The organism is Sphingobium lactosutens (assembly GCF_013393185.1).
Lineage (GTDB): Bacteria > Pseudomonadota > Alphaproteobacteria > Sphingomonadales > Sphingomonadaceae > Sphingobium > Sphingobium lactosutens_A.
The window spans coordinates 1-21,630 of record NZ_QJQX01000035.1 but is presented as its reverse complement, the minus strand read 5'-3'; the positions used below and the strand labels follow the sequence as shown (position 1 = coordinate 21,630).

Genomic DNA, 21,630 nt, shown 5'->3' with positions numbered 1-21,630 from the left:
GAAGTCGGGACGCGTTTCTCGACTTCGCTTGAAACGAACGGGGCGGAATTTACTTCCGCCCGCGGCCAAGGGTGATGCCGATTTCCTCGCCGCGCTCGCTGAGCGCCAGCTTGACGATCTTCACCTCGACATGGCTGACCTTGTCGTCCTGAAGGAAGATGGTGTCGATGATATGGTCGGCCACCGCTTCGATCAGGGTGAAATGGACGCCTTCGGGCAGCGCGGTCGAGGCGGCGTGCTTCAAGTCCATATAGTTTTTCGACTGGGTTAGCGGCGTCGACGGATCGTAATGGTCGGCGATTCGCAGGCGCGCGCGGATGGAAATGCGCAGCGGTTGGGGGAGATGCGTCTCCTCCGAGTAGATGCCGGTCAGCACGTCGACATGGAGATTGTTGACCTCCAGCGTCAGAAAATCGTCAAATCCTGTCTGCATAGCCTTGCCACATATGGCCCATATCCTGCGGTCAGGCGGGGCCTATTTAGTCTTTCATTTTGCGGCGCGGACGCTAAAGCCCGCCGCTCCGGCGCTGCCCCATGCGCCATTGATGGCGGAACGGCAAGTCGTGTCTCACATTCTTCCCCTGGACAGTCAGCCCGAAGAGGCGATCGAGCAGCTGCTCGACGCGGCTTTCGGTCCTGATCGCCATGGCCGCACCGCTTACAAGATCCGCGACGGAATGCCCTGGCTCCCTGCCCTCTCCTTCGCCGTCGTGAATGCGGACGGCGCGCTGATCGGCACGCTGCAAAGCTGGCCGGTGGCGCTGACCCAGGCCGATGGCAGCCAGTCGCCGCTGATCATGGTAGGTCCGGTCGCCGTCGATCCCGCGCACCAGCATGGCGGCCATGGCCGGGCGATGATGGACGCGGTGGTCGCGGCCGCCAGGACGCTGCGGACCGAGCCACTGATGATGATCGGCGACCCCGAATATTATGGCCGCTTCTGGGGCTTCACCGACGAAGGCACGAGCGGATGGGACGCGCCCGGTCCGTTCGAGAAACGCCGCTTGCTGGCGCTGCCGGTGGATGGTGGACGCGTGGCCGGAACCGGCATGTTGGCGCCGCGCATCGCGGTCGCGGCCTGAATTAGTTCTTTGCCTTCGAGCGAGGACGCTCCTATCTCCGCCTCATGCCGATGGAGCCATTGCCCGACCTGTCCACCCTATCGCTGGCCGACATAGCGCGCCTGCTGGCGGAAAAGCGCCTGCCGCCGGTCGAGAAATGGAATCCCGATCATTGCGGCGACAGCGAAATGCGCATCGCCCGCGACGGCACCTGGTATCATCAGGGATCGCCGATCGGCCGCGAGACGATGGTGCGGCTGTTCTCCAGCATATTGCGGCGTGAACCGGATGGCAGCCATGTGCTGGTCACGCCGGTCGAGAAGCTGGATATCGCTGTGGACGATGCCCCTTTCGTCGCGGTGGAACTGAAGACAGAGGGCGAAAGGCGAGAGCGCACGCTGATCTTCCGGCTGAACAGCGGCGATCTGGTCACTGCTGGCGCGGACAATGGCCTGACCCTGCGCGAGACGCCGGACGGCCCGCACCCCTATCTGCATGTGCGCGGCGGGTTGGAAGCTCTGGTCGCGCGCAGCGTCTATTATGATTTGATGAACCTGGCGCTGGAGGAAGGCGGCGACCGTGTCGGCTTGTGGAGCGATGGCGCATTCTTTCCGCTGGACGGCGCGGAATGAGCCTGGCGGAACGGTTGCGCGCCGCACTGGAGGAAGGGCATCGGCGCGAAATGCTGCCTTTGTCGGACGTCCGCGACCCGCGGATCGTCGATGATGTCGCACTCGCCCCTGCCGCCGTGCTGGTCGCGATCACTGACCGGTCGGAGCCGGGCCTGATCCTGACCGAACGGGCGACCACATTGCGCAAACATGCCGGCCAGATCGCCTTCCCCGGCGGCCGGGTTGATGAAAGCGACGCCGACGAAGTTGCCGGTGCGCTGCGCGAGGCGCAGGAGGAAATCGCTCTGCCGCCTGACGAGGTACAGATCATCGGTACGTCCGACCGCTATCATACCTTCACCGGCTTCGACATCATTCCGGTGCTGGGGGTCATCCCGCCAGACCTGCCGCTGCATGCGCAGGAGGGGGAGGTCGCCAGTTGGTTCGAACTGCCGCTCGCCTTTGCGCTCGACCCCGCCAACCGGGTAAAGCGCGAGGTCGAGTTCGCCGGCGCAATGCGCCATTATTATGAAATTTTCTGGCAGGATCGGCGCATCTGGGGGATCACCGCCGCCATCCTGGCCAATCTTTCCCGAAGGCTGGGTCATGACCGTCTTGCTGCCTGACGCCCAATGGCGTCATCGTTCCGGCCTGGACGGCCTGCTTGCCGCGCTAGATGCCGGCGGCGGCAAGGCCCGCTATGTGGGCGGCGCGGTGCGCGATGGGCTACTGGGCCTGCCCGTCAACGATCTCGACATAGCGACGACGCTGGACCCGCAGGATGTGGTCGACCGGCTGAAGGCGGCGGGGATCAAGGCGGTGCCGACCGGCATCGACCATGGCACCATCACCGCCGTCCTGCCCGACGGTCCGGTAGAGATTACCACGCTGCGCCGCGACGTCAGCACCGACGGCCGCCGCGCCACCATCGCCTATACAGACAATTGGCGCGAGGATGCGGCGCGACGCGACTTCACCATCAACGCCCTCTATGCCGATCCGCTGACCGGCGCGATCAGCGACTATTTCGGTGGCCTGCCCGATCTGGAGGCGCGGCGGCTGCGCTTCATCGGTGACGCATCCGCCCGGATCGCCGAGGATCATCTGCGCATCCTGCGCTATTTCCGCTTCCTGGCGCGCTATGGCGACAACGAACTGGACAATCTCGCCTATGATGCGTGCGTTGCCGCCGCCAACAGCCTGATGGCGCTGTCGCGCGAGCGGATCTCCGACGAGATGCTGAAGTTGCTGGGCGTCGCCGCGCCGATCCACGCGCTGCGGCTGATGGTGGAAGGGGGCATATTGATGCCGGTCCTCCCCGAAGTGACGATGGCGGGCGTCGACCGGGTCGAGGCATTGATGACGCGCGAGGCTGAAAGCGGTGTTGGTCCGTCCGCCCTGCGCCGGCTCGCCGCGCTGCTGCCCGCCGATCCGGCATTGGCCGATCAGGTCGGGGCGCGGCTCAAGCTCTCCAACAAGGCGCGCAAGCGGCTGATCGTAGCGCTGGAGCCGGGCATCGAAGGCGAAGCGCCGCGTGCGCTCGCCTATCGGGTCGGCGTGGAGGGCGCGATCGACCGGTTGTTGCTCGATCCTGCCCAATCAGTGTCGGCGCTTGCGCCGCTGGAAGGATGGACCCCGCCTACCCTGCCGATCGGCGGCGGCGCTTTGATCGCGCGCGGGCTGGAACCTGGTCCCAATATCGCCAAGGCCTTGCAGGAAGTGCAGCGGCTGTGGGTCGCGGAGGATTTTCCCGACGCCGCCCGCGTCGCGGAACTGACGGATCAGACCGTCTCGAAATTCCAGCGCGCGCGCCAATAGTCGAAGGCGTCGGCCTCGCTCATCGGGCGCGCGAAATAATAGCCCTGCCCCTGCCAGCATCCCATTTTCTGAAGCGCATGGGCCAGATCCTGCGTCTCGATCCCCTCGGCCGTGACCCTGAGATTCAGTGATTCGGCGAGCGACAATATGGTGCGCACGATGACGGCCTTGTCGCGATCCTCCAGCATGGAGGAGACGAAGCTGCGGTCGATCTTCAATATGTCGATCGGCAGGCTGTGCAGGCTGGCGAGGTTGGAAAAGCCGGTGCCGAAATCGTCCATCGCGATCGGCATCTGCAAATCCTTGAGCGCGAACAACAGCTTGCGCGCCTTGTCTGGGTCGGCGACGATGGCGCTTTCGGTGACTTCGGCCGTCAGGCGACTGCCATCGACGCCGGAATAGCGGAGCGCTTCCTCGAACATCGAGGCGACATCGTCCCGCGCCATCTGGATCGGCGAGAGGTTGACGTTCACGCCCACAGGCAGCGGCTGGCCGAATTTCGCGTCCCAGCGCGACAAGGCCTGCGCGGCTTCATAGGCCGCCCAGCGCCCTAGAGAGGTGATGAGACCGCTTTCCTCGGCAACCGCGATGAATTCGACTGGCGAAACCCGGCCCAGTTCCTCGTCATCCCAGCGGGCCAGCGCCTCGAACCCGGTGATTTCGCCGGTCTGGAGATGGATGAGCGGCTGATAGGCGAGCGCCAGCCCGCCCTGCGCCAGCGCGTCGCGCAGGCGGCTTTCGATCGAAAAGCGACGTTGCGCCTCCTTGAGGACGCCATTGCGATAGATTTCGACCTTGCCGCTGCGCTTGGCGATCTTCACTGCCGCCTGCGCCTTGCGCACCACATCGTCGGGATCTTCCTGAAGATTGATCGACAGCGCGCAGCCGATCGCGCAATCGACGCGGATTTGCAGGCCGCTGAGACGGATCGGCGAACTCATCGCTTCCTTGATCCGCTGCACGATATGCAGGGAATCAGATAAGCCATTGTTAAGACGGGCAAAAATCGCAAAGTCATTGCCGCCGATCCGCGCCAGCACGTCGCCCTGCCGCAGGCTGGACTTGAGCCGCTTGGCAACCGTGATCAGCAACTCGTCACCCGCCATCGGACCCAGCGATTCATTGACCCGGCTGAAGCGGCTGAGGTCGATCGCGATGATGCCGAACTGAGCATGCTCCGGCCAGGCATTATTCTTCAGCCGGTCGTCAATCTCCTCGCCGAAGCCGGTGCGGTTGGGCAAGGCGGTGAGGCCGTCCGACAATAATTCCCGCCGCAGATTTTTCTCGATCGCCCGCTCGGTCGTGCGATCCGTCACCGTCAGCAGAATCAGGGGTGCATCCGTCTCCCCTGACGGCAGGCGACCAAGGGTGCACATGAAATATTCCGGGCCGAGGTTGCCGTCCCGGCGGGTTTCGAAGCCAATCGACTCCTGCCCCGAATCGATAAAGGCGGCGACACGGTCGAACCAGCCCTGGTCATTCCCCTCATTGCCGCTCGTCCGCTCGCGATAGAGGTCGAGCCGCTTCATGAAGCGATCATTGCCGGCGACGACGGACAAGCCGTCGGGTTCGTAGGATAAAATCCCGGCCGACTGCGGCAGCGCCGCCAGCCAATGATCTACCTCCAGTCCCTGACCCGGATGCGCGCCATCCTCCCCGCAACGAGGCTCAACGCTGGTCTTTTTGACCGGCCAGTTGCGCACGGACATGGATTTCATGCGTCCGACCTATCGGGAAGCGGTAAATTTTCTGGAAACGTCGTTTGGATTTGCGATGAATCAAAAGCGGTTATCGCGCGGAAAACCAGTCGGCGGCATGCGTCCGGCGGCGCCACGCGCGACTTTCCACGGAGACATGTCCGTTTCGGTGCGAGTGCGACCCGATTCGCCGCCCATGGTCCAGCTCAGGCCATCGGATAGGCGGAAGGCGATGGCGTCGGACAGGCCACCGTCACGATAGCGCTGCAACTGGACACCCTGCCCGCGCGCCATCCGCGGCATTTCGGCGATCGCGAAGACCAGCAATTTGCGATTCTCGCCGATGACCGCGATGCTGTCCGCCTCCGGCGCAACAGGGTGCACGACGCTCAACTTGCTGCCGGCGCGAACATTGACCACCTGCTTGCCCTTGCGCGTCTCGGCGGTGATGTCGGCCACGGCCGCGATGAAGCCACGGCCGTCGGAGGAAGCGAACAGCAGTTCACTGCCAGTCTTCGCCGGCATCAGCGCAACGATCGCGCCTTCATTGTCCATGTCGACCAGTGAGCGCACCGGATCACCGAAGCCGCGCCCGCCCGGCAGCTTGTCCGATGCCAGCGTGTAGATGCGCCCGGTGGAGGTCGCCATCAGCAGCTTGTCGGTGGTATAGGCGTGGAAGGCATATTGCGGGCCATCGCCTTCCTTGAACTTGAGCGTATCGGCGCTGGCCAGGTCGCGATGCCCGCTCATCGCCCGAATCCAGCCGCGTTCAGACAGGATGACGGTGATCGGCTCGCGTTCGATCATCGCCTCCAGCGGGATTTCGCGCGCGGGCGCGGCCTCCTCGACCAGCGAACGACGGCGGCCAAGGTCGGTTTCCGGGCCGTAGCGCTTGCGCAGCGCAGCCAGATCCTTCTTGAGGCGGGTGCGCTGGCGGGCCGGGCTTTCGACCAGCTTCTCCAGTTCGTCCTTTTCCTTGAGCAGTTCGCTATGCTCGCGGCGCAGTTCCATTTCCTCCAGCTTGCGCAAGGAACGCAGCCGCATGTTGAGGATCGCCTCGGCCTGACGATCGGTCAGGCCGAATTCGGCCATCATCACTTCTTTCGGCTCATCCTCCGTGCGGATGATCTCGATCACGCGGTCGAGATTGAGATAGGCGATGATATAGCCGTCGAGCAGTTCGAGGCGATTGGCGATCTTCTCCAGCCGATGCTGGGCGCGGCGGACCAACACATCGATCTGGTGCCGCAGCCATTCGATCAGCAGAGGCTTGAGGCCCAAAACGCGCGGGGTTCGGGTCGAATCCAGCACGTTGAGATTCAGCGGGAAGCGGTTTTCGAGATCGGTCAGGCGGAACAGGCTGTCCATCAGCACCTGTTCGTCGACCGTGCGGGCGCGCGGTTCGATGACGATGCGGATTTCCGTGTCGGATTCATCGCGCACATCGGCCAGGATCGGCAGCTTCTTATCGTTGATGAGCGCCGCGATCTGCTCGATCAGCTTCGATTTCTGGACCTGATAGGGAATTTGCGTGACGACCGCGATCCAGGTGCCGCGCCCCTCATCCTCCCGGTGCCAGCGCGCCCGCGTGCGAAAGGCGCCGCGCCCGGTGGCATAGGCTTCGGCAATGATCGAGGGGCTATCGACCAGCACGCCGCCGGTCGGGAAGTCCGGCCCGCGCACGATCTGCATTAGGGCCGCATGATCGGCGTCGGGATCGTCGATCAGCAGGTTGGCGGCATCGATCAGTTCGCTGACATTGTGCGGCGGGATGCTGGTCGCCATGCCAACCGCGATGCCGCTGGCGCCATTGGCGAGCAGGTTCGGGAAGAGGCCGGGGAATACCTCAGGCTCCTCATCCTCGCCATTATAAGTGGGGCGAAAATCGACCGTGCCTTCATCCAGCCCCGCCATCAAGTCAGCGGCGGCCTGCGTCAGGCGCGCTTCGGTGTAGCGCATCGCCGCCGCATTATCGCCGTCGATATTGCCGAAATTGCCCTGTCCGTCGACCAGCGGCGTGCGCAGCGAGAAGTCCTGCGCCAGGCGGACCATCGCGTCGTAGACGGAGCTGTCGCCATGGGGGTGATATTTACCGATGACGTCGCCGACGACGCGGGCGCATTTTTTGTACGCGGTGGTGTTGCGCGCGGGATTGGCGACCAGCACGTCCGGGTTAGCCCCACCCGGCTCCATACGCAACAGCCGCATCGCCCAGAGCAGACGGCGATGCACTGGCTTCAGCCCGTCGCGCAGGTCCGGCAGCGAGCGCGCCGTGATGGTCGAAAGGGCATAGACGAGATAGCGCTCGGACAGCGCATCATCGAACGGGTGATCCTTGATGGCGTCGAACGGGTCACGATAATCAGTCATCGCGGACGGCTTAGCAGGACGGGCACGAAACGGAAACGGATTTGGTCAATAGCCCGCGATGAGCATGTCGAGCGCGGTAGAGATGGCATAGCGTTCGTCATGGAGGGGCTTCACGATCTTGCCGAGCGCACGCGCCGGAATCGCGCTGGCGAACTGGGTCATCATCACAAGCTGCCGGCCATCAATCTCGAAGCGCGGATTAAGCCGCGCCATTGGTGTTTCGATATGCTCGATCGGCACCAGCGGCACGACGAAGCGCGTGGTCAGATGATCCAACAGGTCGGATTGACAGTCGAGAACATAAGTTCCGTCAGGCAGGCGATGCGCGCAGAGACGCGCCATCAGAACATCCGGTATTTTTCGAGCGGCAACCCATATTTTTCGACATAGGCGTTGGAGGCCGCGATCCCTGCCGCATTTTCTTCCTTCCAGCGCTTGCCGCGTTCCGCCGCGATTTCCCTGCGCAACCCTTCCTCGCAGACGCGGGACAGGTTGATGCCCAATTCCCTGGCTTCTTCAACCAATGCACTGTCCAGCGACAGGTTCGTCGGCTTGCGCGTTCCGATCCGCTCCTGTTTCGTCACGGCGACCTCCTGCATTCTACATGCGCATGAATATACGCATGCCATATCAACGCGGCAAGTAGCGCCCATCAGGATCGGCCGCGATCTCGGCGGCGAATTCGGCGCTGATCCAGTCGCGAAAGGCCTTGATCTTGGGCGCGTTGCGGACGTGGGGCGGGTAGACGATCCAGTAGCTGGCGATTTCCCGGACATAGGAAGGCACAGCCTCGACCAGCAGGCCGGCCTCCACCTCTGACTTCCAGAGGAAATGATTGAGGATCGCGATGCCCTGCCCCGCGATCGCCGCGCGGCCTTCCATCACCTGGCTGTCGAGCGCGATGCCGGGCGGGCCGTCCGCCGGATCGGCCTCCACGCCCATGGCGGCGAACCATTCATGCCACCACATGTCGTCGGGCGACAGGCGCGGGCGGGCATGGAGCGCCTGCGCATCGGCGATGGTCCCGTTGCGCTCCAGCCAGCCCGGGCTGCACATCGGCACGAGACGGTTATGGGTCAGCAGCTTCGCCTCCAGCCCCGGCCAGTCGCCCTTGCCACCGCGCACCGCCAGATCGACGCCATCGCGGGCAAGGTCCACGACGGTGTCCTCCGCCTGGATGCGCACGGCGAGATGCGGGTGGCGCATCTGGAACGCGCCGATCTTCGGCGCCAGCCAGAGATGGGCGAAGCTGTTGGTGCAACTGATCGTCAGCACCGCCGAATGATCCTGCGTCAGCGCAGCAAAGCCGTCGCGCATCAGGTCGAAGGCGCGGGTCAATATGGGCGCGATCTCCCGCCCCTTGTCGGTCAATGCGACCTTGCGCCCGACGCGCTGGAACAGACTGAGACCCAGCCGCTCCTCCAATAGCTTCACCTGATAACTGACCGCCGCCTGGGTCATGCCCAGTTCCTGCGCGGCAGCGGTGAAATTTTCCAGCCTGGCGGCGGCCTCGAAGACGCGAATGGCGGAGAGCGGCGGCATAACGGACATGGCTATTCAATAAGGCCAGCTTATCTGAACGGTCCAGCCTTTTGTTGGCATCCGCCGCGCCGAAAGCGCATTGCCGTGCCTGCGGACATCGCACCGCCCCTTACCACCGACTCATAGAAAAGGAGCGCATCATGCGTGACGAATATGACGACCGGCTGTGGAATGACGGCCGCGAACATGCCAATCGCGGCATCGACCAGTTGATCGCCGCCATCATGCAGGCATTCCGCGCGCTGCACCGCGTGCAATGGGCGTCGCCCTGGACGGAAACGCCGCATCGCGATCGCCGCTGCCGGTCCTGAAACTGCTGCAATGCGAGATGAGGGGTTGCGGTTTCGTCTGGAGACGCCACTCTTAAAGGCGTGACCGACACTCTTCTCTCCCTGCCCGACCTTCCTGCGCCGCCCACTGCATTGCTGGCGGGCGCTGCCCTTTTCCTCGATTTCGACGGGACGTTGGCACCGCTGGCCGATAGGCCCGATGCGGTGGATGTGGACGCACAGTTGCTCGCCACGCTTGCCGGATTGCGCGATGCGCTCGGCGGGCGGCTCGCGATCGTCAGCGGCCGGTCGGTCGCTACGCTGCGCGAGCTGGGCTTCGGCGACTTCCTGCTGTCCGGCACCCATGGGCTGGAATTTGCCCGGCCCGGCGAGGCGGTCGACGCCCCAGCCCGGATGTCCGCAATCGACGCGGTCGAAGCCGCCTTCCACACCTTTGCCGATGACAGGCCCGGCGTACTGGTCGAGCGCAAGTCGATCAGCGTCGGGCTGCATTTCCGTGGCGCCCCGGCCTGGGGAGAGGAAGCCGGCACGCTCGCGGCGCAACTGGCCGAACAGCATGGCCTTGCGGTTCAGCATGGCAAGATGCTCTACGAACTGCGTCCTGGCGGCGCAGACAAGGGCAGTGCGGTACGGCGACTGATGCAGGAAACACCCATGATCGGCGGCACGCCCCTCTTCATCGGCGACGATGTCACCGACGAGGAAGGCTTTGCCGTGGCCGCCGAACTGGGCGGCGCCGGCATATTGGTCGGGATGCCCCGAGCCACTTTTGCGGCCTTCCGATTGGAACAGGTTGCCGCCGTCAGGCATTATCTGTCGCAGGGGGTCGCCGGATAGGATTTTCGGCGCCTCTGATCCTGAGCACCAAAAGGGGCGGAAAAATCCAAGAGCCAAGTCCTTCTATTCACGCCGGAAACGAGCGCAATCTCGATCTCTGGCCCATCGGCAATTGCCAGGCTTCCGCGCTGATCGATCGTGCGGGCCGCATGGTGTGGGGTTGCGTGCCCCGCGTCGATGGCGACCCTGTGTTTTCCGCGCTGCTGGATCACAAGGACTGGGATGATCCCCAGGCCCGCGGCTTCTGGGCGATCGAGCTGGAAAATTGCGTCGCGGTCGAACAACATTATATCCGCAACACGCCCATATTGGTCACGCGCCAGAGCGACGCGCAGGGCAATGCGATCGAAACCTATGATTTTTGCCCGCGCCACAAGCATAAGGGGCGCATATATCGGCCGGTCGCCTTCATCCGCATCGTGCGGCCGGTGGCGGGCAGCCCCCGGATTCGCGTGAAGTTTCGCCCCACCACCAACTGGAACGGCGACAGGGTGCCAATCAGCTACGGCTCGAACCATATCCGCATCGTGCTGTCCTACATGGCGATGCGCGTGTCGACCAATGCACCCATTGGCCTCATTTCCCAGGAAAGCTGGTTCCGGCTGGAACAGGACATGCATTTCTTCATGGGGCCGGATGAAGGCTTTTCCGACGCGCTGCGCCCGGCGATCGAACGAATGCTGGACGACACCATCCATGAATGGCAGCTCTGGGTGCGCGGCCTCGCCATCCCGGCCGAATGGCAGGAGGCGGTGATCCGATCCGCCATTACCCTGAAGCTCTGCCAGCATGAGGAAACCGGCGCGATTGTCGCCGCGCTGACCACCTCCATTCCTGAACATGCCGACAGCGGGCGGAACTGGGACTATCGTTATTGCTGGGTGCGCGACGCCTATTATACGGTCGAGGCGCTGAACCGGCTAGGCGCGCTCGACGTGCTCGAAACCTATCTCGTCTATCTGCGCAACATCGTCGATGGCGCGAAAGGCGGGCATATCCAGCCGCTCTACGACGTGCGCGGCAATGCGACGCTGACCGAATGGGAGGCGGAAAGCCTGCCGGGCTATCGCGGCATGGGTCCGGTGCGCGTCGGCAACGCCGCCTATGAACAGATACAGCATGACGCCTATGGCCAGATCGTGCTGTCGTCGGTGCAGGGTTTCATCGACCAGCGCCTGCTGCGCATGGCGGGCCATGCCGATTTCGAGGCGCTGGAAGTGGTCGGCGAGCGCGCCTGGCAGGTCTATGACCAGCCCGATGCGGGCCTGTGGGAATTGCGCACCCGCGCCCATGTCCATAGCTACAGCGCCGTCATGTGCTGGGCCGCGTGCGATCGGCTGGCCCATGCCGCGACGGCGCTCGACCTGCCGGTGCGCGCCATCCACTGGCAGAACCGCGCCGACACGATGCGGGACAAGATCATCGAGGCCGCCTGGCGGAAGGACAGCAAGGCGATCTCGGCCAATTTCGAGGATGATGCACGCGACGCATCGCTGCTGCAATTGCTCGACCTGCGTTTCCTGACCGCCGACGATCCGATGTTCGTCGGCACGCTCGCCGCGCTGGAGGCGGATCTGCGCCGGGGCAACGACATGCTCCGTTACAGCGCGCCCGACGATTTCGGCGAGCCTGTGACGGCCTTCAACGTCTGCACCTTCTGGTTGATCGAGGCGTTGCATCGCACGGGCCGCACGGACGAAGCGCGCACCCTGTTCGAGGAAATGCTGTCCCGTCGCACCGCGGCCGGGCTGCTGTCCGAAGATATCGACCCGGCTACCGGGGAATTATGGGGCAATTATCCCCAGACCTACTCATTGGTCGGCATCATCAACTGCGCCGTCTTGCTGAGCAAACCGTGGAGCGCGATGCGATGAGCCGCCTGATCGTCATTTCCAACAGGGTCAGCCGCCCCAGCAAGACCGGCAACCAGGGCGGCCTTGCGGTCGCGCTGTCGCAAGCCTTGCGCGAAAGCCGCGGCATCTGGGTCGGCTGGTCGGGCGAAGTGACCGACAATTTCACCGGCCATATCGGCTTTGCCGAGGATGAAGGCGTGAAGACCGCGACGATCGACCTGGAGGAGCAGGACGTCGACGAATATTATAACGGCTATGCTAACAAGACGCTCTGGCCGCTGTTTCACTTCCGCATCGACCTGGCCGAATATGCCCGCGATTTCGAGGGCGGCTATAACCGCGTCAACCAGCGATTTGCCGACACCGCCACCCCGCTGATCGAGCCGGAAGACGTCATCTGGGTCCATGACTATCACATGATCCCGCTGGGCCAGATGCTGCGCGACAAGGGGTTGAAGAACCGGATGGGTTTCTTCCTCCACATCCCCTGGCCGCCCACCCGCCTGCTGGTGTCGCTGCCCCATCATACCAAGCTGGTCAGCACGCTCTTCGCCTATGATGTCATTGGCTTCCATACGGAAGAATGGCTCGAATCCTTCCGCCACTATGTGGAAAAGGAAATGGGCGGCACCGTGGACGGCGATTATGTGACCGTGGGCGATCGCACCATTCAGGCCGTCGCCTGCCCGATCGGGATCAACGCCAGGGAATTTGCCGAGGCGGCCGAAAGCGAGGACGCGCGCGACATGCTGAGCCAGGTTCGCGCTTCCTTGCAGGATCGGGCCATGATCGTCGGCGTCGACCGGCTGGATTACAGCAAGGGACTGGAAGAGCGCTTCAACGGCTATGCCCGGTTCCTGAAGGATCATCCCGAACATCATCGCAAGGTGCTGCTGACCCAGATCGCGCCGCCCTCACGCGGGGAAGTGGAGAGCTATCAGCAGATCCGTGCGACGCTGGACTCCCTCGCCGGGCGCCTCAATGGCGAATATAGCGATGTCGACTGGACCCCGATCCGCTACGTCAACCAGGGCTATCCGCGCGACAAGCTGGCCGGCATCTACCGCGCGGCGCGGATCGGCCTCGTCACGCCGCTGCGCGACGGCATGAACCTGGTGGCGAAGGAATATGTCGCGGCGCAGGATCCCGATGATCCCGGCGTGCTGATCCTGTCCCGCTTCGCCGGTGCGGCGATGCAGCTCAAGGATGCGCTGCTCATCAACCCCTATAGCCCGGAGGAAATGTCCGACGCCATCAACCGCGCGCTCGCCATGCCACTGGACGAGCGCAAGCGCCGCTGGCGCGCGATGATGGACAGCGTGGAAGGTCAGGATATCAGTTGGTGGCGGCAATGCTTCACCGGGCGACTGATGGCCGTGGGCCGCGCCGATACTGCCATCGAAACCGAGGAGGCAACCGGCTGATGCCACTGCGGCAGGCACGGCATCTGGGCATCGGCATCGCCGTGCCGTTCGCCCGTGCCTATGATTTTACCCATCGTCCGGAAAATTTCCCGCGCTGGGCGGCAGGCCTTTCAACCTCGCTACATCGCACCGCGCAAGGCTGGATAGCAGATACGCCGCAAGGTCCGGCCTTGGTCGAATTTTCGCCGCCCAACGCATATGGCGTCCTGGACCATCGGGTCCGTATCGCGGGCAAGCCCGAAATCCATATTCCGCTGCGCATGATCGGCAATGACGGCGGCACGGAGGTGATTTTCACCTTGCTGCGACAGCCGGACATGGACGACGCTGCGTTCGATCATGACGCGGATATGGTGAAGAAGGATCTCCAGACGCTCAAGGCGCTGCTGGAAGCCATGCCCCCGGCTTGAGCGCGACCGCATCCGACGCTACGCGGGGCGGATGGAGATAGAAGACGAAGACGAATCCCGCGGCCTCTGGCCTGCGATCCGCGCCCGGTCAGGGGTGATCTTGGGCGCGGTGGGCCTTGTTGCATGGCTTGCGCTTATCTGGTTCATGTTCGGGGACGTGCTCTAAGCAGGCTTTACCAGCGTAACAAAGGCTTCGGGAGGGGAAGCGTCGCTCACCCGCCCCGGTGATAGTCATATTCCAGCGCACGGCCCTGTTGCTTGGTCAGGATGGCGCCGATGATGACGCCGCCGGCCCGGCGCAGCCGCTCGACCGACACGCGCAGGCCGCCATGATGGTTGCGGCCCCATTCGACGACCATCAGGCTCGCCTGCACCCGCGCGCCAAGCAGAGGCGTGTCGCCCAGCCCCAGGATCGGCGGCGCGTCGATCAGGATCGTGTCATAGTCGTCGGACACAACCGCCAGCAGCGCATCGAGCGCCGGGGTCGCCAGCAACTCGGTCGGATTGGGCGGCACCGCACCACAAGGCAACAGCGACACACCGTCGACGCCGGTCGGAATGATCGCGTCCGCCGCCTTGGACTGACCGGTCAGCACTTCACTGATGCCCCTGGCGGGAGCGACGCGGAACAGCGCATGCTGGACCGGGCGGCGCATGTCGCCGTCGATGACCAGCACCTTTTTGCCAAGCCCCGCCAGCGCCCGCGACAGAGCGTTGAGAGTCAGCGACTTGCCCTCCCCCTCCTGCGCGCTGGTGACGAGGATGGAACGCGGCAGACCGCTGGTAGACGCCAGCAACAGGGAACGCGCGATCGGGGTGAAGATTTCTGGAGGCTGGGGATTGTCTCCCGTCACCGGCACCGAACCCAGCAGTGGCAGTCCAACCCGCTCCGCCAGCGTATCGGCCGACGTCACAGCGTCGTCGAACACATGACGCGCGCCGACCAGCAGCAATCCCAGCGCCAGCCCACCCAACGCCGCGAACAGCAACGTCTCGCCGACCTTGGGCGAGAAGGGCCGCGCCGGCACCGCCGCCCGGTCAAGCGGCTGGATGCGTCCAGCCTGGAAGCCAGCCTGCGACGCCATGTCGCGATAGCGCTGCAACAGGCTGTCATGCAGCATCCGATAGGTGTCGACGGTACGTTCGTAGATGCCCATCTGGACATCGCGACCGCGCGCGGTCTGGGCGTCGCGCTCCAGCTCCGAAATCTCGGACGCGATCTGCTTTTCGCCATGGACGGCGACGTCATATTGCTCCCTGAGCGACGCGCGGATGCGGTTCGCCATATCCTGCGTCTGATCGTCCAGCGCCGCCAGCTTTGCCCGCGCCTCGCGCATTTCGGGATGCGCATCCTTGCGGAACTGCCGTTCCTCGACAAGCGACGCGCGCAGTTTCGCCCGCTCCGCCATCAACGCCTGCATCGCGCCATTATTCAACACTTCAGGCAGCGTCTCGGCGCTGGCGCGTCGAGCGCTTTCCCAGCGCTTCTGTGCGGCGATCCGGTCCGACACCGCCTGCGCGCGATAGCCGTTGAGTTGCGCCAGCCGTGTTTCGATCGATCCCTCGGAGGGCGCGAATTTGGGTTCGGCCGGCTGGGCCTTCGCCTTGTCGGCCGCCTTTTCAGCATCACCCTGCGAGGGATCTACTGGCGCACCGCCAGCGCGCGCGGCGTAGACGGCCAGGTCGCGTTCCGCGCGCGACAGATCCTTGCGCGCGCTGTCCAGTTCACCCAGCAGGAAACGGCGCGCCTGCACGCCCGATTCAAAGCCCCGCTTGAGGTCCGACCGGATCAGGCTGTCGGCATAGCCATTGGCAACGCGCGCCGACAGGGTCGGATCGGCGCTGACGAAGCTGATGCGGATGATGCGCGACTTGCCCGGCAGGCCGACTTCCAGATTCTGGCGCAGCAGGGCGATGACCTGCTCCTGCTCCACCTGTCGCTGGCTGAGGCCGCCCGATCCTTCCTTGGGCCGGCGGACGCCCATGCCCTCGAAGAAAGTCGGCGTGCCGACCAGCGCCAGGCTGCGCGCCACTTCCTCTGCCAGCGCACGGCTGCGCAGAACCTCCAGTTCGGTCTGCATCACCGTTTCAGTGTCGTCGGTGTTGGGACGGGGCGTTCCCGCGCCCGCTGCGCCCGCCGGCAGATCCTCGACCTCGACCGAAGCGGTCGCGCGATAGTCCGGGGTCGAGAGCAGGATATAGAGCAACGCCGCCAGCAGGCAGAGCGCCATGGTGACGAACAGGATCACGCGATGCCGGCGCAGCACCGTCCAGTAGACATGGGCGCCGCGCGACAGACGCGCACCCGCGCCCTCCACTTCGGCGCTGTCAGGCGTTTCGGTCAGGGGCGCGGCCATCAATTCCCTCCGTCCAGCGCGATGAAGCCCGCCGCGAGGACCGGCACCGCGATCAGCGCACCGCCCAATATCGCCTTGGCGCGCGAGAGGCCGACGATCACCTGATCGCCGGGCAAGATTTCGGGATCGGGCGCTTCGCCCTTGCGGATGGCGCCCAGATCGAACATCGCCGCCTGCCGCTGGCCGTCCATCCGGCGCACGACGACGATCTGCTTCAGGCCCGCGAGCCGCGTCGGCCCCTTGCCCAGCGCCAGCGCCTGCGACAGGGTCAATCGCCCATCGAACGGATAGAGGCCCGGTTCGCGCACCTCGCCGTCCAGCGTGATGCGACGACCCACTGCCTTCTTCACGAACAGCGTCACCTGCGGCGACACGAGATAACGTTCGCCGAGGCGTCCGGCGATGACGTCCGCAGCCTCCCCTGACGTCAGCCCGCCGATCGATACATCACCGATCAGCGGCATGCGGACCATGCCGGTGGCGCTGACCTGCGCATCTTCCAGCGACAGGTCCGGCTCATGATAGACGCTGATGCGCAGCACATCGTCGGGCGCAATACGATAATCCATGCCGACGGCAGGCGGCGAGGGAACGACCGCATAGGCGGCCTCGCCCTCCGGCGCCTTCTCTACCGTAGAGCAGCCTGCCAGTCCCGGCAGAGCCAGGGCAGCCATCCAAAGTCGCGGCGAGCGCCTGCGCTTCATGCCTCATGTCCCCCTCTGGCGATTGATCCGGGGCGCAGACAAGCGCCGTTGGAACCGGGGGTTAGCGACGGGGCGGGGGTATGGCAACCGTTGGCGCGACGGGGCGCGCCGGCCTGATGACGATCAGACGGCGATGCGCCCTGTTGCGGCAGCAGAAATCCGGCGGGGCTGGTCGGGCCAGATTCCCCGCGTGTCATACACTGCCTTGCCGGCGCGTTCGTCGACGGGGACCGATTTGAACATATCATGATCGACCAGAATGACGAACAGGCCGCATTGTTCCAGAGCCGTATCGAGATCGATCAATTCGGCACCCGTTCCGGCGAAGTCCATGGGCAGTTCCTGCGCATAGGGTTCGACCAGCTTGATGCGGCGGCCATAGCGGCGCGCGAGCCGTGCGGCGACCTTCACCGCCGGGCTTTCGCGAAAATCATCGATATTCGCCTTGAAGGCGAGGCCGAGGCAGGCGACGTCCTCGCCGACGAAATCGTCGATCATGTCGGATGCCTTTGCCACCACATGATCTGTCTTGCCGTCATTCACCTCACGCGCGGTGCGGATGATGCGGGCGTTCTCGGGGTCGCCATGGACGATGAACCAGGGATCGACGGCGATGCAATGGCCGCCGACGCCGGGGCCGGGATTGAGGATATTGACGCGCGGGTGCCGGTTGGCGAGGCGGATCACCTCCCACACGTCGATGTCCATATTCTCCGCGATCACCGACAGTTCGTTGGCGAAGGCGATGTTGACGTCGCGGAAGCTGTTTTCGACCAGCTTCACCATCTCGGCCGCGCGGGCGGTGGTGGTGATGCAGGCGCCACGCACGAACTGGCGATAGAAGCCCAGCGCCTTGCGCGCGCAGCGCGGCGTGATGCCGCCGATGCAGCGATCATTGTCGATCAGTTCGACCAGGATGCGGCCGGGCAGAACCCGCTCCGGGCAATAGGCGATGGCGATGTCGCCCGCGCCGCTGGCGCTCGGCATCTTCAGGTCAGGCCGGATCGATCCGATCACGTCGCGCATCGCCTCGGTCGTGCCGACAGGCGATGTCGATTCCAGAATGACGGTGTCACCCACCTTCAGCACTGGCGCGATCGTCCGCGCGGCCTTGAGGACATAGGAAATGTCGGGTGCGCGATCTTCCGCTACCGGAGTGGGGACGGCGATAATGAAGACGTCGCTTTCCTCGACCTCAAGGCTGGCGCGCAGATTGCCGCGCGCGACCACGCCCTGCACCAGGCCGTCCAGATCGACCTCCTCGATATGAACGCGACCCGAATTGACCGTTTCCACCACATGCGCGGACACGTCCACGCCCACCACCTGGCATCCCCCGCGCGCGATCAGCGCCGCGGTCGGCAGGCCGATATAGCCAAGGCCGATGACGGAAACCTTCTGCTTGGTGTCGACGGGCATGAGGCGGGCAATCCTTTGGGCCGTTGCAAATTGGCGGCCTTTCTGCCCGGAAATGCTGAAGATTTCGGTAACGCTTGCCCCGTGCCCGTCGCGCGCCTGGTTGGAGCGCGATGCTCCAGCCCTTAGAGCCGGGAACGTTTGGATCATATCGTTCACGGCTCTTTTTGCCTTTTTGATTACCGCGTTCTGCGAGCCGTCGGCTGTGCCAGTGGACTTCAGAATGCTCTAGCGATAACGCGGCAGGGGCTGACGCGCCATGTGCATCGGCGATCGCACCACCGCCGTCGTGATGATCTTCGCCTTCATCAGGGTGCGGATGCGATCCGCGCCATCGGGATTGAGCAGGACGACACGCGTGCCGCCCGATGTCAGCGGTTCAATCGTCGAAATGGCGATGGCATGGCGTTCGCACAGCGCTTTCACATCGTCCAGCGACGCGTCGAGGTTGATGGCGCGGCTCATGTGGACAGCCCCTTCAGGCCGGCAATCGGGGCACAGGAAATCAGAATGATCATGGAACACGCTCCTTGCGATGCAAGCGGGAGCGCGAATTGTCTCTCGGTCGTGGCGAATGCTTGCGGGCAGGGTTCGCGGCGATGCTGTCCGGTAGCAGATAGTGGCCGCACCGTCGCCGCCTTTATTGCGGCACGCTCCCTCCCGCCGCGATTATATCGGCAATCTGCTCCGCCGCCCGCCCGTCGCCGAAGGGATTATGCGCCAGCGCCATGGCCTGATAAGCGTTTTCGTCATCCAGCAGTGCCAGCACTTCGCGCACGATCCTCGTCCGATCCGCCCCGACCAGCTTCGCTGTCCCCGCTTCCACACCTTCGGGGCGTTCGGTCGTTTCGCGCATCACCAGCACCGGCTTGCCAAGCGAGGGCGCTTCCTCCTGCACGCCGCCGCTGTCGGTCAGCACGAGATGGCTCATGTCGAGCAGCCGCACGAAATGGGGATAGTCGAGCGGCTCTATCATCGCGACGTTGGGCAGATCGCCCAGCACCGCGTCCATGACGGGCCGCACATTGGGGTTGGGATGGACGGGGAAGATGACCGCCACGTCCGGCCGGGCGGCGATGTCCGCGATCGATCGGGCGATCGCCTCCATGCCGCCGCCGAAATTCTCGCGCCGGTGGCTGGTCACGGCGACGATCCGCTTGCCCGCGAAACGCGCGGCCAGATCGTCCAGCCCGCTCGCCAGCGACGGCTGCGCCAGCACCCGCGCCCGGGTCGCCAGCAGCGCGTCGATCACGGTGTTGCCGGTGATGTGGATGCTGGCGGGATCGCGATTCTCGGCCAGCAGCGCGTCAGCCGCGGCCCGGGTCGGCGCGAAGTTCATGTCGGCGATGCAGGCGACGACGCGCCTGTTCACTTCCTCCGGCCAGGGATGATGGATGTCGCCGCTGCGCAGGCCCGCCTCGACATGGGCGACCGGAATCTTGCGATAATAGGCGGCGAGGCTGGCGACCATGGTGGTCAGCGTATCGCCATGCACGACCACCCGGTCGGGCTTTTCAGCGTCGAACGCCTTGCCCAGTTCGACGATCAGCTTCGCCGTCAATCCGTCCAGCGTCTGGTTGGGCACCATCACGTCCAGATCGATGTCGGGGGCGATGCCGGCAATTTCCAGCACCTGATCCAGCAGGCCGCGATGCTGCGCCGTCACGATGACGCGCACGTCCACGCCCGCCCTTGCCTGCAAGGCGTGGACCACCGGGAACATCTTGATCGCTTCGGGACGGGTGCCAAAAACCAGCGCTATCTTCACATCGTCTTCCTAATCAGTCGTTTGGTCTCCCCATCGCAGAAATTGGTATACAGGCCCTGAACGCCATGCCAGTTCCACGCTGCAATGCAGCGAACGCCATCCGTAACGATTTACGGCGCCGGCGCGCGATGCACCGTTTCATATTATGTGGAGCCATAGCACCTCATGAAAATCACGATGATCGGCACGGGTTATGTAGGCCTTGTGTCGGGAGCCTGTTTTGCGGATTTCGGGCATGACGTCGTTTGCGTCGACAAGGACGCGGGCAAGATCGCGGCGATCGAAGCCGGTCGGATGCCGATCTTCGAGCCGGGCCTCGACCAGCTGGTGGGCAGCAATGCGGCGGCCGGCCGCCTGACCTTCACCACCGATCTGGCAACCGGCGTCAAGGGCGCGGACGCGATCTTCATCGCCGTCGGCACGCCCTCGCGCCGGGGCGATGGCCATGCCGATCTGTCCTACGTCTATGCTGCAGCGCGGGAGATCGTCGAGGCGCTCGACGGCCCGGCGGTGATCGTCACCAAGTCGACCGTGCCCGTGGGCACTGGCGACGAGGTCGAGCGGATCGCCCGCGACCTGCGCCCCGATCTCGACATCCAGTGCGTGTCGAACCCTGAATTCCTGCGCGAAGGCGCGGCGATCGGCGACTTCAAGCGGCCCGACCGCGTCGTCGTGGGCACCACCGGCTCGGAACGCGCGATCGCGGTGATGAGCCAGGTCTACCGGCCGCTCAACCTCAACCAGGCGCCGCTCATGTTCACCGGCCGTCGCACCGCCGAGCTGATCAAATATGCCGCCAACGCCTTCCTGGCGACCAAGATCACCTTCATCAACGAGATGGCCGACCTGTGCGAAGCGGTCGGCGCCGAGGTGCAGGACGTGTCGCGCGGCATCGGCCTCGACAATCGCATCGGCTCCAAATTCCTGCACGCAGGGCCGGGCTATGGCGGCTCCTGCTTCCCCAAGGACACGCTGGCGCTGGTCAAGACCGGCCAGGATCATGACGCCCCCAGCCGCATCGTCGAGACGGTGGTGCAGGTCAACGACCTGCGCAAGCGGGCCATGGGCCGCAAGATCGTCAAGGCGCTGGGCGGCGACGCCCGCGGCAAGACGGTCGCGCTGCTCGGCCTCACCTTCAAGCCCAACACCGACGACATGCGCGACGCGCCCAGCATCGCCATCGTCCAGGCGCTCGAGGATGCCGGCGCGAAGATCGTCGCCTATGATCCCGAAGGCATGGAGGTCGCCGCGCCGATGATGCCCGGCGTCACCATGGCGAAGGACGCCTATGAGGCCGCCAGGGATGCCGACGCCCTCGTCCTCGTCACCGAATGGGATATCTTCCGCGCCCTCGATCTGAAGCGCCTCGCCGGTTCGATGAACGGCAACGCCCTCGTCGACCTGCGCAACATCTACCCCGTCGCCGAAGCCGCAGAGGCCGGCTTCTCCCTCTCCCGCGTCGGTGGCGCGGG

At 64.5% G+C, this 21,630-nt stretch carries 21 protein-coding genes; 10 read left to right on the top strand and 11 right to left on the bottom strand.

Annotated features, from left to right (window positions below):
* Positions 1-49: 49 nt before the first annotated feature.
* Positions 50-433 carry a dihydroneopterin aldolase gene (locus DM806_RS05705; RefSeq protein ID WP_179042267.1) on the bottom strand — a complete coding sequence of 128 codons (384 nt, stop codon included), beginning with the start codon at positions 431-433 and terminating at the stop codon, positions 50-52.
* Between the two features lie 112 nt (positions 434-545).
* Here DM806_RS05705 and DM806_RS05700 point away from each other — a divergent pair, with 112 nt between their 5' ends.
* From DM806_RS05700 to DM806_RS05685, 4 genes are read left to right on the top strand one after another with little or no spacing between them, the layout of a single operon-like run.
* Positions 546-1,082: a GNAT family N-acetyltransferase gene (locus DM806_RS05700; RefSeq protein WP_179042266.1), complete on the top strand. Its 537-nt coding sequence runs from the start codon at positions 546-548 to the stop codon at positions 1,080-1,082.
* Between the two features lie 44 nt (positions 1,083-1,126).
* The gene (locus tag DM806_RS05695) at positions 1,127-1,693 is read left to right on the top strand and encodes a DUF1285 domain-containing protein (protein ID WP_179042265.1); all 567 of its coding nucleotides are present in this window, start codon (positions 1,127-1,129) and stop codon (positions 1,691-1,693) included.
* On the top strand, positions 1,690-2,298 hold the full coding sequence (locus DM806_RS05690) for a CoA pyrophosphatase (protein WP_179042264.1): 609 nt from the start codon (positions 1,690-1,692) through the stop codon (positions 2,296-2,298). The genes DM806_RS05695 and DM806_RS05690 overlap by 4 nt, the downstream gene beginning before the upstream one ends.
* Entirely contained in the window at positions 2,279-3,490 is a 1,212-nt protein-coding gene (locus DM806_RS05685; RefSeq protein WP_179042263.1) for a CCA tRNA nucleotidyltransferase, read from the top strand. The genes DM806_RS05690 and DM806_RS05685 overlap by 20 nt, the downstream gene beginning before the upstream one ends.
* Here the strand turns inward: DM806_RS05685 and DM806_RS05680 are convergent.
* Genes DM806_RS05680 through DM806_RS05660 form a run of 5 tightly spaced genes read right to left on the bottom strand, consistent with a single transcriptional unit; the run spans position 3,454 to position 9,108 of the window.
* Positions 3,454-5,208 carry a putative bifunctional diguanylate cyclase/phosphodiesterase gene (locus DM806_RS05680; protein ID WP_179042262.1) on the bottom strand — a complete coding sequence of 585 codons (1,755 nt, stop codon included), beginning with the start codon at positions 5,206-5,208 and terminating at the stop codon, positions 3,454-3,456. The genes DM806_RS05685 and DM806_RS05680 overlap by 37 nt on opposite strands.
* Before the next feature lie 60 nt (positions 5,209-5,268).
* Complete coding sequence (gene parC / locus DM806_RS05675; RefSeq protein WP_179042261.1) at positions 5,269-7,557, bottom strand: DNA topoisomerase IV subunit A; 2,289 nt, start codon at positions 7,555-7,557, stop codon at positions 5,269-5,271.
* Positions 7,558-7,602: 45 nt separating this feature from the next.
* Entirely contained in the window at positions 7,603-7,899 is a 297-nt protein-coding gene (locus tag DM806_RS05670) for a CcdB family protein (RefSeq protein WP_179042260.1), read from the bottom strand.
* Entirely contained in the window at positions 7,899-8,141 is a 243-nt protein-coding gene (locus DM806_RS05665) for a type II toxin-antitoxin system CcdA family antitoxin (RefSeq protein ID WP_372859298.1), read from the bottom strand. The genes DM806_RS05670 and DM806_RS05665 overlap by 1 nt, the downstream gene beginning before the upstream one ends.
* Positions 8,142-8,187: 46 nt before the next feature.
* Positions 8,188-9,108 carry a LysR substrate-binding domain-containing protein gene (locus DM806_RS05660; RefSeq protein WP_179042258.1) on the bottom strand — a complete coding sequence of 307 codons (921 nt, stop codon included), beginning with the start codon at positions 9,106-9,108 and terminating at the stop codon, positions 8,188-8,190.
* A gap of 131 nt (positions 9,109-9,239) precedes the next feature.
* Here DM806_RS05660 and DM806_RS05655 point away from each other — a divergent pair, with 131 nt between their 5' ends.
* The 5 genes from DM806_RS05655 to DM806_RS05635 all read left to right on the top strand — a co-directional run bounded on the left by DM806_RS05655 (position 9,240) and on the right by DM806_RS05635 (position 13,913).
* Positions 9,240-9,410, top strand: a complete 171-nt coding sequence (locus DM806_RS05655; protein ID WP_179042257.1) for a hypothetical protein — start codon at positions 9,240-9,242, stop codon at positions 9,408-9,410.
* A gap of 60 nt (positions 9,411-9,470) precedes the next feature.
* Positions 9,471-10,226, top strand: coding sequence for a trehalose-phosphatase (gene otsB / locus DM806_RS05650; RefSeq protein ID WP_179042256.1), 756 nt, complete (start codon positions 9,471-9,473; stop codon positions 10,224-10,226).
* 104 nt (positions 10,227-10,330) lie between these two features.
* Positions 10,331-12,100 carry a glycoside hydrolase family 15 protein gene (locus DM806_RS05645; protein ID WP_372859323.1) on the top strand — a complete coding sequence of 590 codons (1,770 nt, stop codon included), beginning with the start codon at positions 10,331-10,333 and terminating at the stop codon, positions 12,098-12,100.
* The gene (gene otsA, locus DM806_RS05640; RefSeq protein ID WP_179042254.1) at positions 12,097-13,503 is read left to right on the top strand and encodes an alpha,alpha-trehalose-phosphate synthase (UDP-forming); all 1,407 of its coding nucleotides are present in this window, start codon (positions 12,097-12,099) and stop codon (positions 13,501-13,503) included. The genes DM806_RS05645 and otsA overlap by 4 nt, the downstream gene beginning before the upstream one ends.
* A complete protein-coding gene (locus tag DM806_RS05635) occupies positions 13,503-13,913 on the top strand; it encodes an SRPBCC family protein (protein ID WP_179042253.1) in 411 nt (136 codons plus the stop codon). Before otsA ends, DM806_RS05635 begins: the two co-directional genes overlap by 1 nt.
* 212 nt (positions 13,914-14,125) lie before the next feature.
* Here the strand turns inward: DM806_RS05635 and DM806_RS05630 are convergent, their stop codons facing one another.
* The 5 genes from DM806_RS05630 to wecB all read right to left on the bottom strand — a co-directional run bounded on the left by DM806_RS05630 (position 14,126) and on the right by wecB (position 20,158).
* Positions 14,126-16,270 carry a GumC family protein gene (locus tag DM806_RS05630; protein WP_179042252.1) on the bottom strand — a complete coding sequence of 715 codons (2,145 nt, stop codon included), beginning with the start codon at positions 16,268-16,270 and terminating at the stop codon, positions 14,126-14,128.
* Positions 16,270-16,944 (bottom strand): polysaccharide biosynthesis/export family protein, encoded by a 675-nt coding sequence (locus DM806_RS05625; RefSeq protein WP_256869129.1) that lies wholly within the window; start codon positions 16,942-16,944, stop codon positions 16,270-16,272. The genes DM806_RS05630 and DM806_RS05625 overlap by 1 nt, the downstream gene beginning before the upstream one ends.
* 153 nt (positions 16,945-17,097) lie before the next feature.
* Positions 17,098-18,393: a UDP-N-acetyl-D-mannosamine dehydrogenase gene (wecC, locus tag DM806_RS05620; RefSeq protein WP_179042250.1), complete on the bottom strand. Its 1,296-nt coding sequence runs from the start codon at positions 18,391-18,393 to the stop codon at positions 17,098-17,100.
* Between the two features lie 225 nt (positions 18,394-18,618).
* A complete protein-coding gene (locus tag DM806_RS05615) occupies positions 18,619-18,855 on the bottom strand; it encodes a hypothetical protein (protein WP_179042249.1) in 237 nt (78 codons plus the stop codon).
* A 175-nt stretch (positions 18,856-19,030) separates the two neighbouring features.
* Positions 19,031-20,158, bottom strand: coding sequence for a non-hydrolyzing UDP-N-acetylglucosamine 2-epimerase (gene wecB / locus DM806_RS05610; protein WP_179042248.1), 1,128 nt, complete (start codon positions 20,156-20,158; stop codon positions 19,031-19,033).
* A 165-nt stretch (positions 20,159-20,323) separates the two neighbouring features.
* Here wecB and DM806_RS05605 point away from each other — a divergent pair.
* Positions 20,324-21,630 (top strand): UDP-glucose dehydrogenase family protein (locus tag DM806_RS05605; RefSeq protein ID WP_179042247.1); only part of this gene is annotated, 1,307 nt, incomplete at its 3' end.

Coding starts and splice junctions, on each gene's coding strand:
- DM806_RS05630 (WP_179042252.1), bottom strand. CDS start 16,270: ATGGCCGCGCCCCTGACCGAAACGCCTGACAGCGCCGAAGTGGAGGGC.
- DM806_RS05660 (WP_179042258.1), bottom strand. CDS start 9,108: ATGTCCGTTATGCCGCCGCTCTCCGCCATTCGCGTCTTCGAGGCCGCC.
- DM806_RS05680 (WP_179042262.1), bottom strand. CDS start 5,208: ATGAAATCCATGTCCGTGCGCAACTGGCCGGTCAAAAAGACCAGCGTT.
- DM806_RS05690 (WP_179042264.1), top strand. CDS start 1,690: ATGAGCCTGGCGGAACGGTTGCGCGCCGCACTGGAGGAAGGGCATCGG.
- DM806_RS05705 (WP_179042267.1), bottom strand. CDS start 433: ATGCAGACAGGATTTGACGATTTTCTGACGCTGGAGGTCAACAATCTC.
- parC (WP_179042261.1), bottom strand. CDS start 7,557: ATGACTGATTATCGTGACCCGTTCGACGCCATCAAGGATCACCCGTTC.
- DM806_RS05625 (WP_256869129.1), bottom strand. CDS start 16,944: ATGGCTGCCCTGGCTCTGCCGGGACTGGCAGGCTGCTCTACGGTAGAG.
- otsA (WP_179042254.1), top strand. CDS start 12,097: ATGAGCCGCCTGATCGTCATTTCCAACAGGGTCAGCCGCCCCAGCAAG.
- DM806_RS05670 (WP_179042260.1), bottom strand. CDS start 7,899: ATGGCGCGTCTCTGCGCGCATCGCCTGCCTGACGGAACTTATGTTCTC.
- DM806_RS05635 (WP_179042253.1), top strand. CDS start 13,503: ATGCCACTGCGGCAGGCACGGCATCTGGGCATCGGCATCGCCGTGCCG.
- DM806_RS05615 (WP_179042249.1), bottom strand. CDS start 18,855: ATGAGCCGCGCCATCAACCTCGACGCGTCGCTGGACGATGTGAAAGCG.
- DM806_RS05685 (WP_179042263.1), top strand. CDS start 2,279: ATGACCGTCTTGCTGCCTGACGCCCAATGGCGTCATCGTTCCGGCCTG.
- wecC (WP_179042250.1), bottom strand. CDS start 18,393: ATGCCCGTCGACACCAAGCAGAAGGTTTCCGTCATCGGCCTTGGCTAT.
- DM806_RS05700 (WP_179042266.1), top strand. CDS start 546: ATGGCGGAACGGCAAGTCGTGTCTCACATTCTTCCCCTGGACAGTCAG.
- DM806_RS05695 (WP_179042265.1), top strand. CDS start 1,127: ATGCCGATGGAGCCATTGCCCGACCTGTCCACCCTATCGCTGGCCGAC.
- DM806_RS05655 (WP_179042257.1), top strand. CDS start 9,240: ATGCGTGACGAATATGACGACCGGCTGTGGAATGACGGCCGCGAACAT.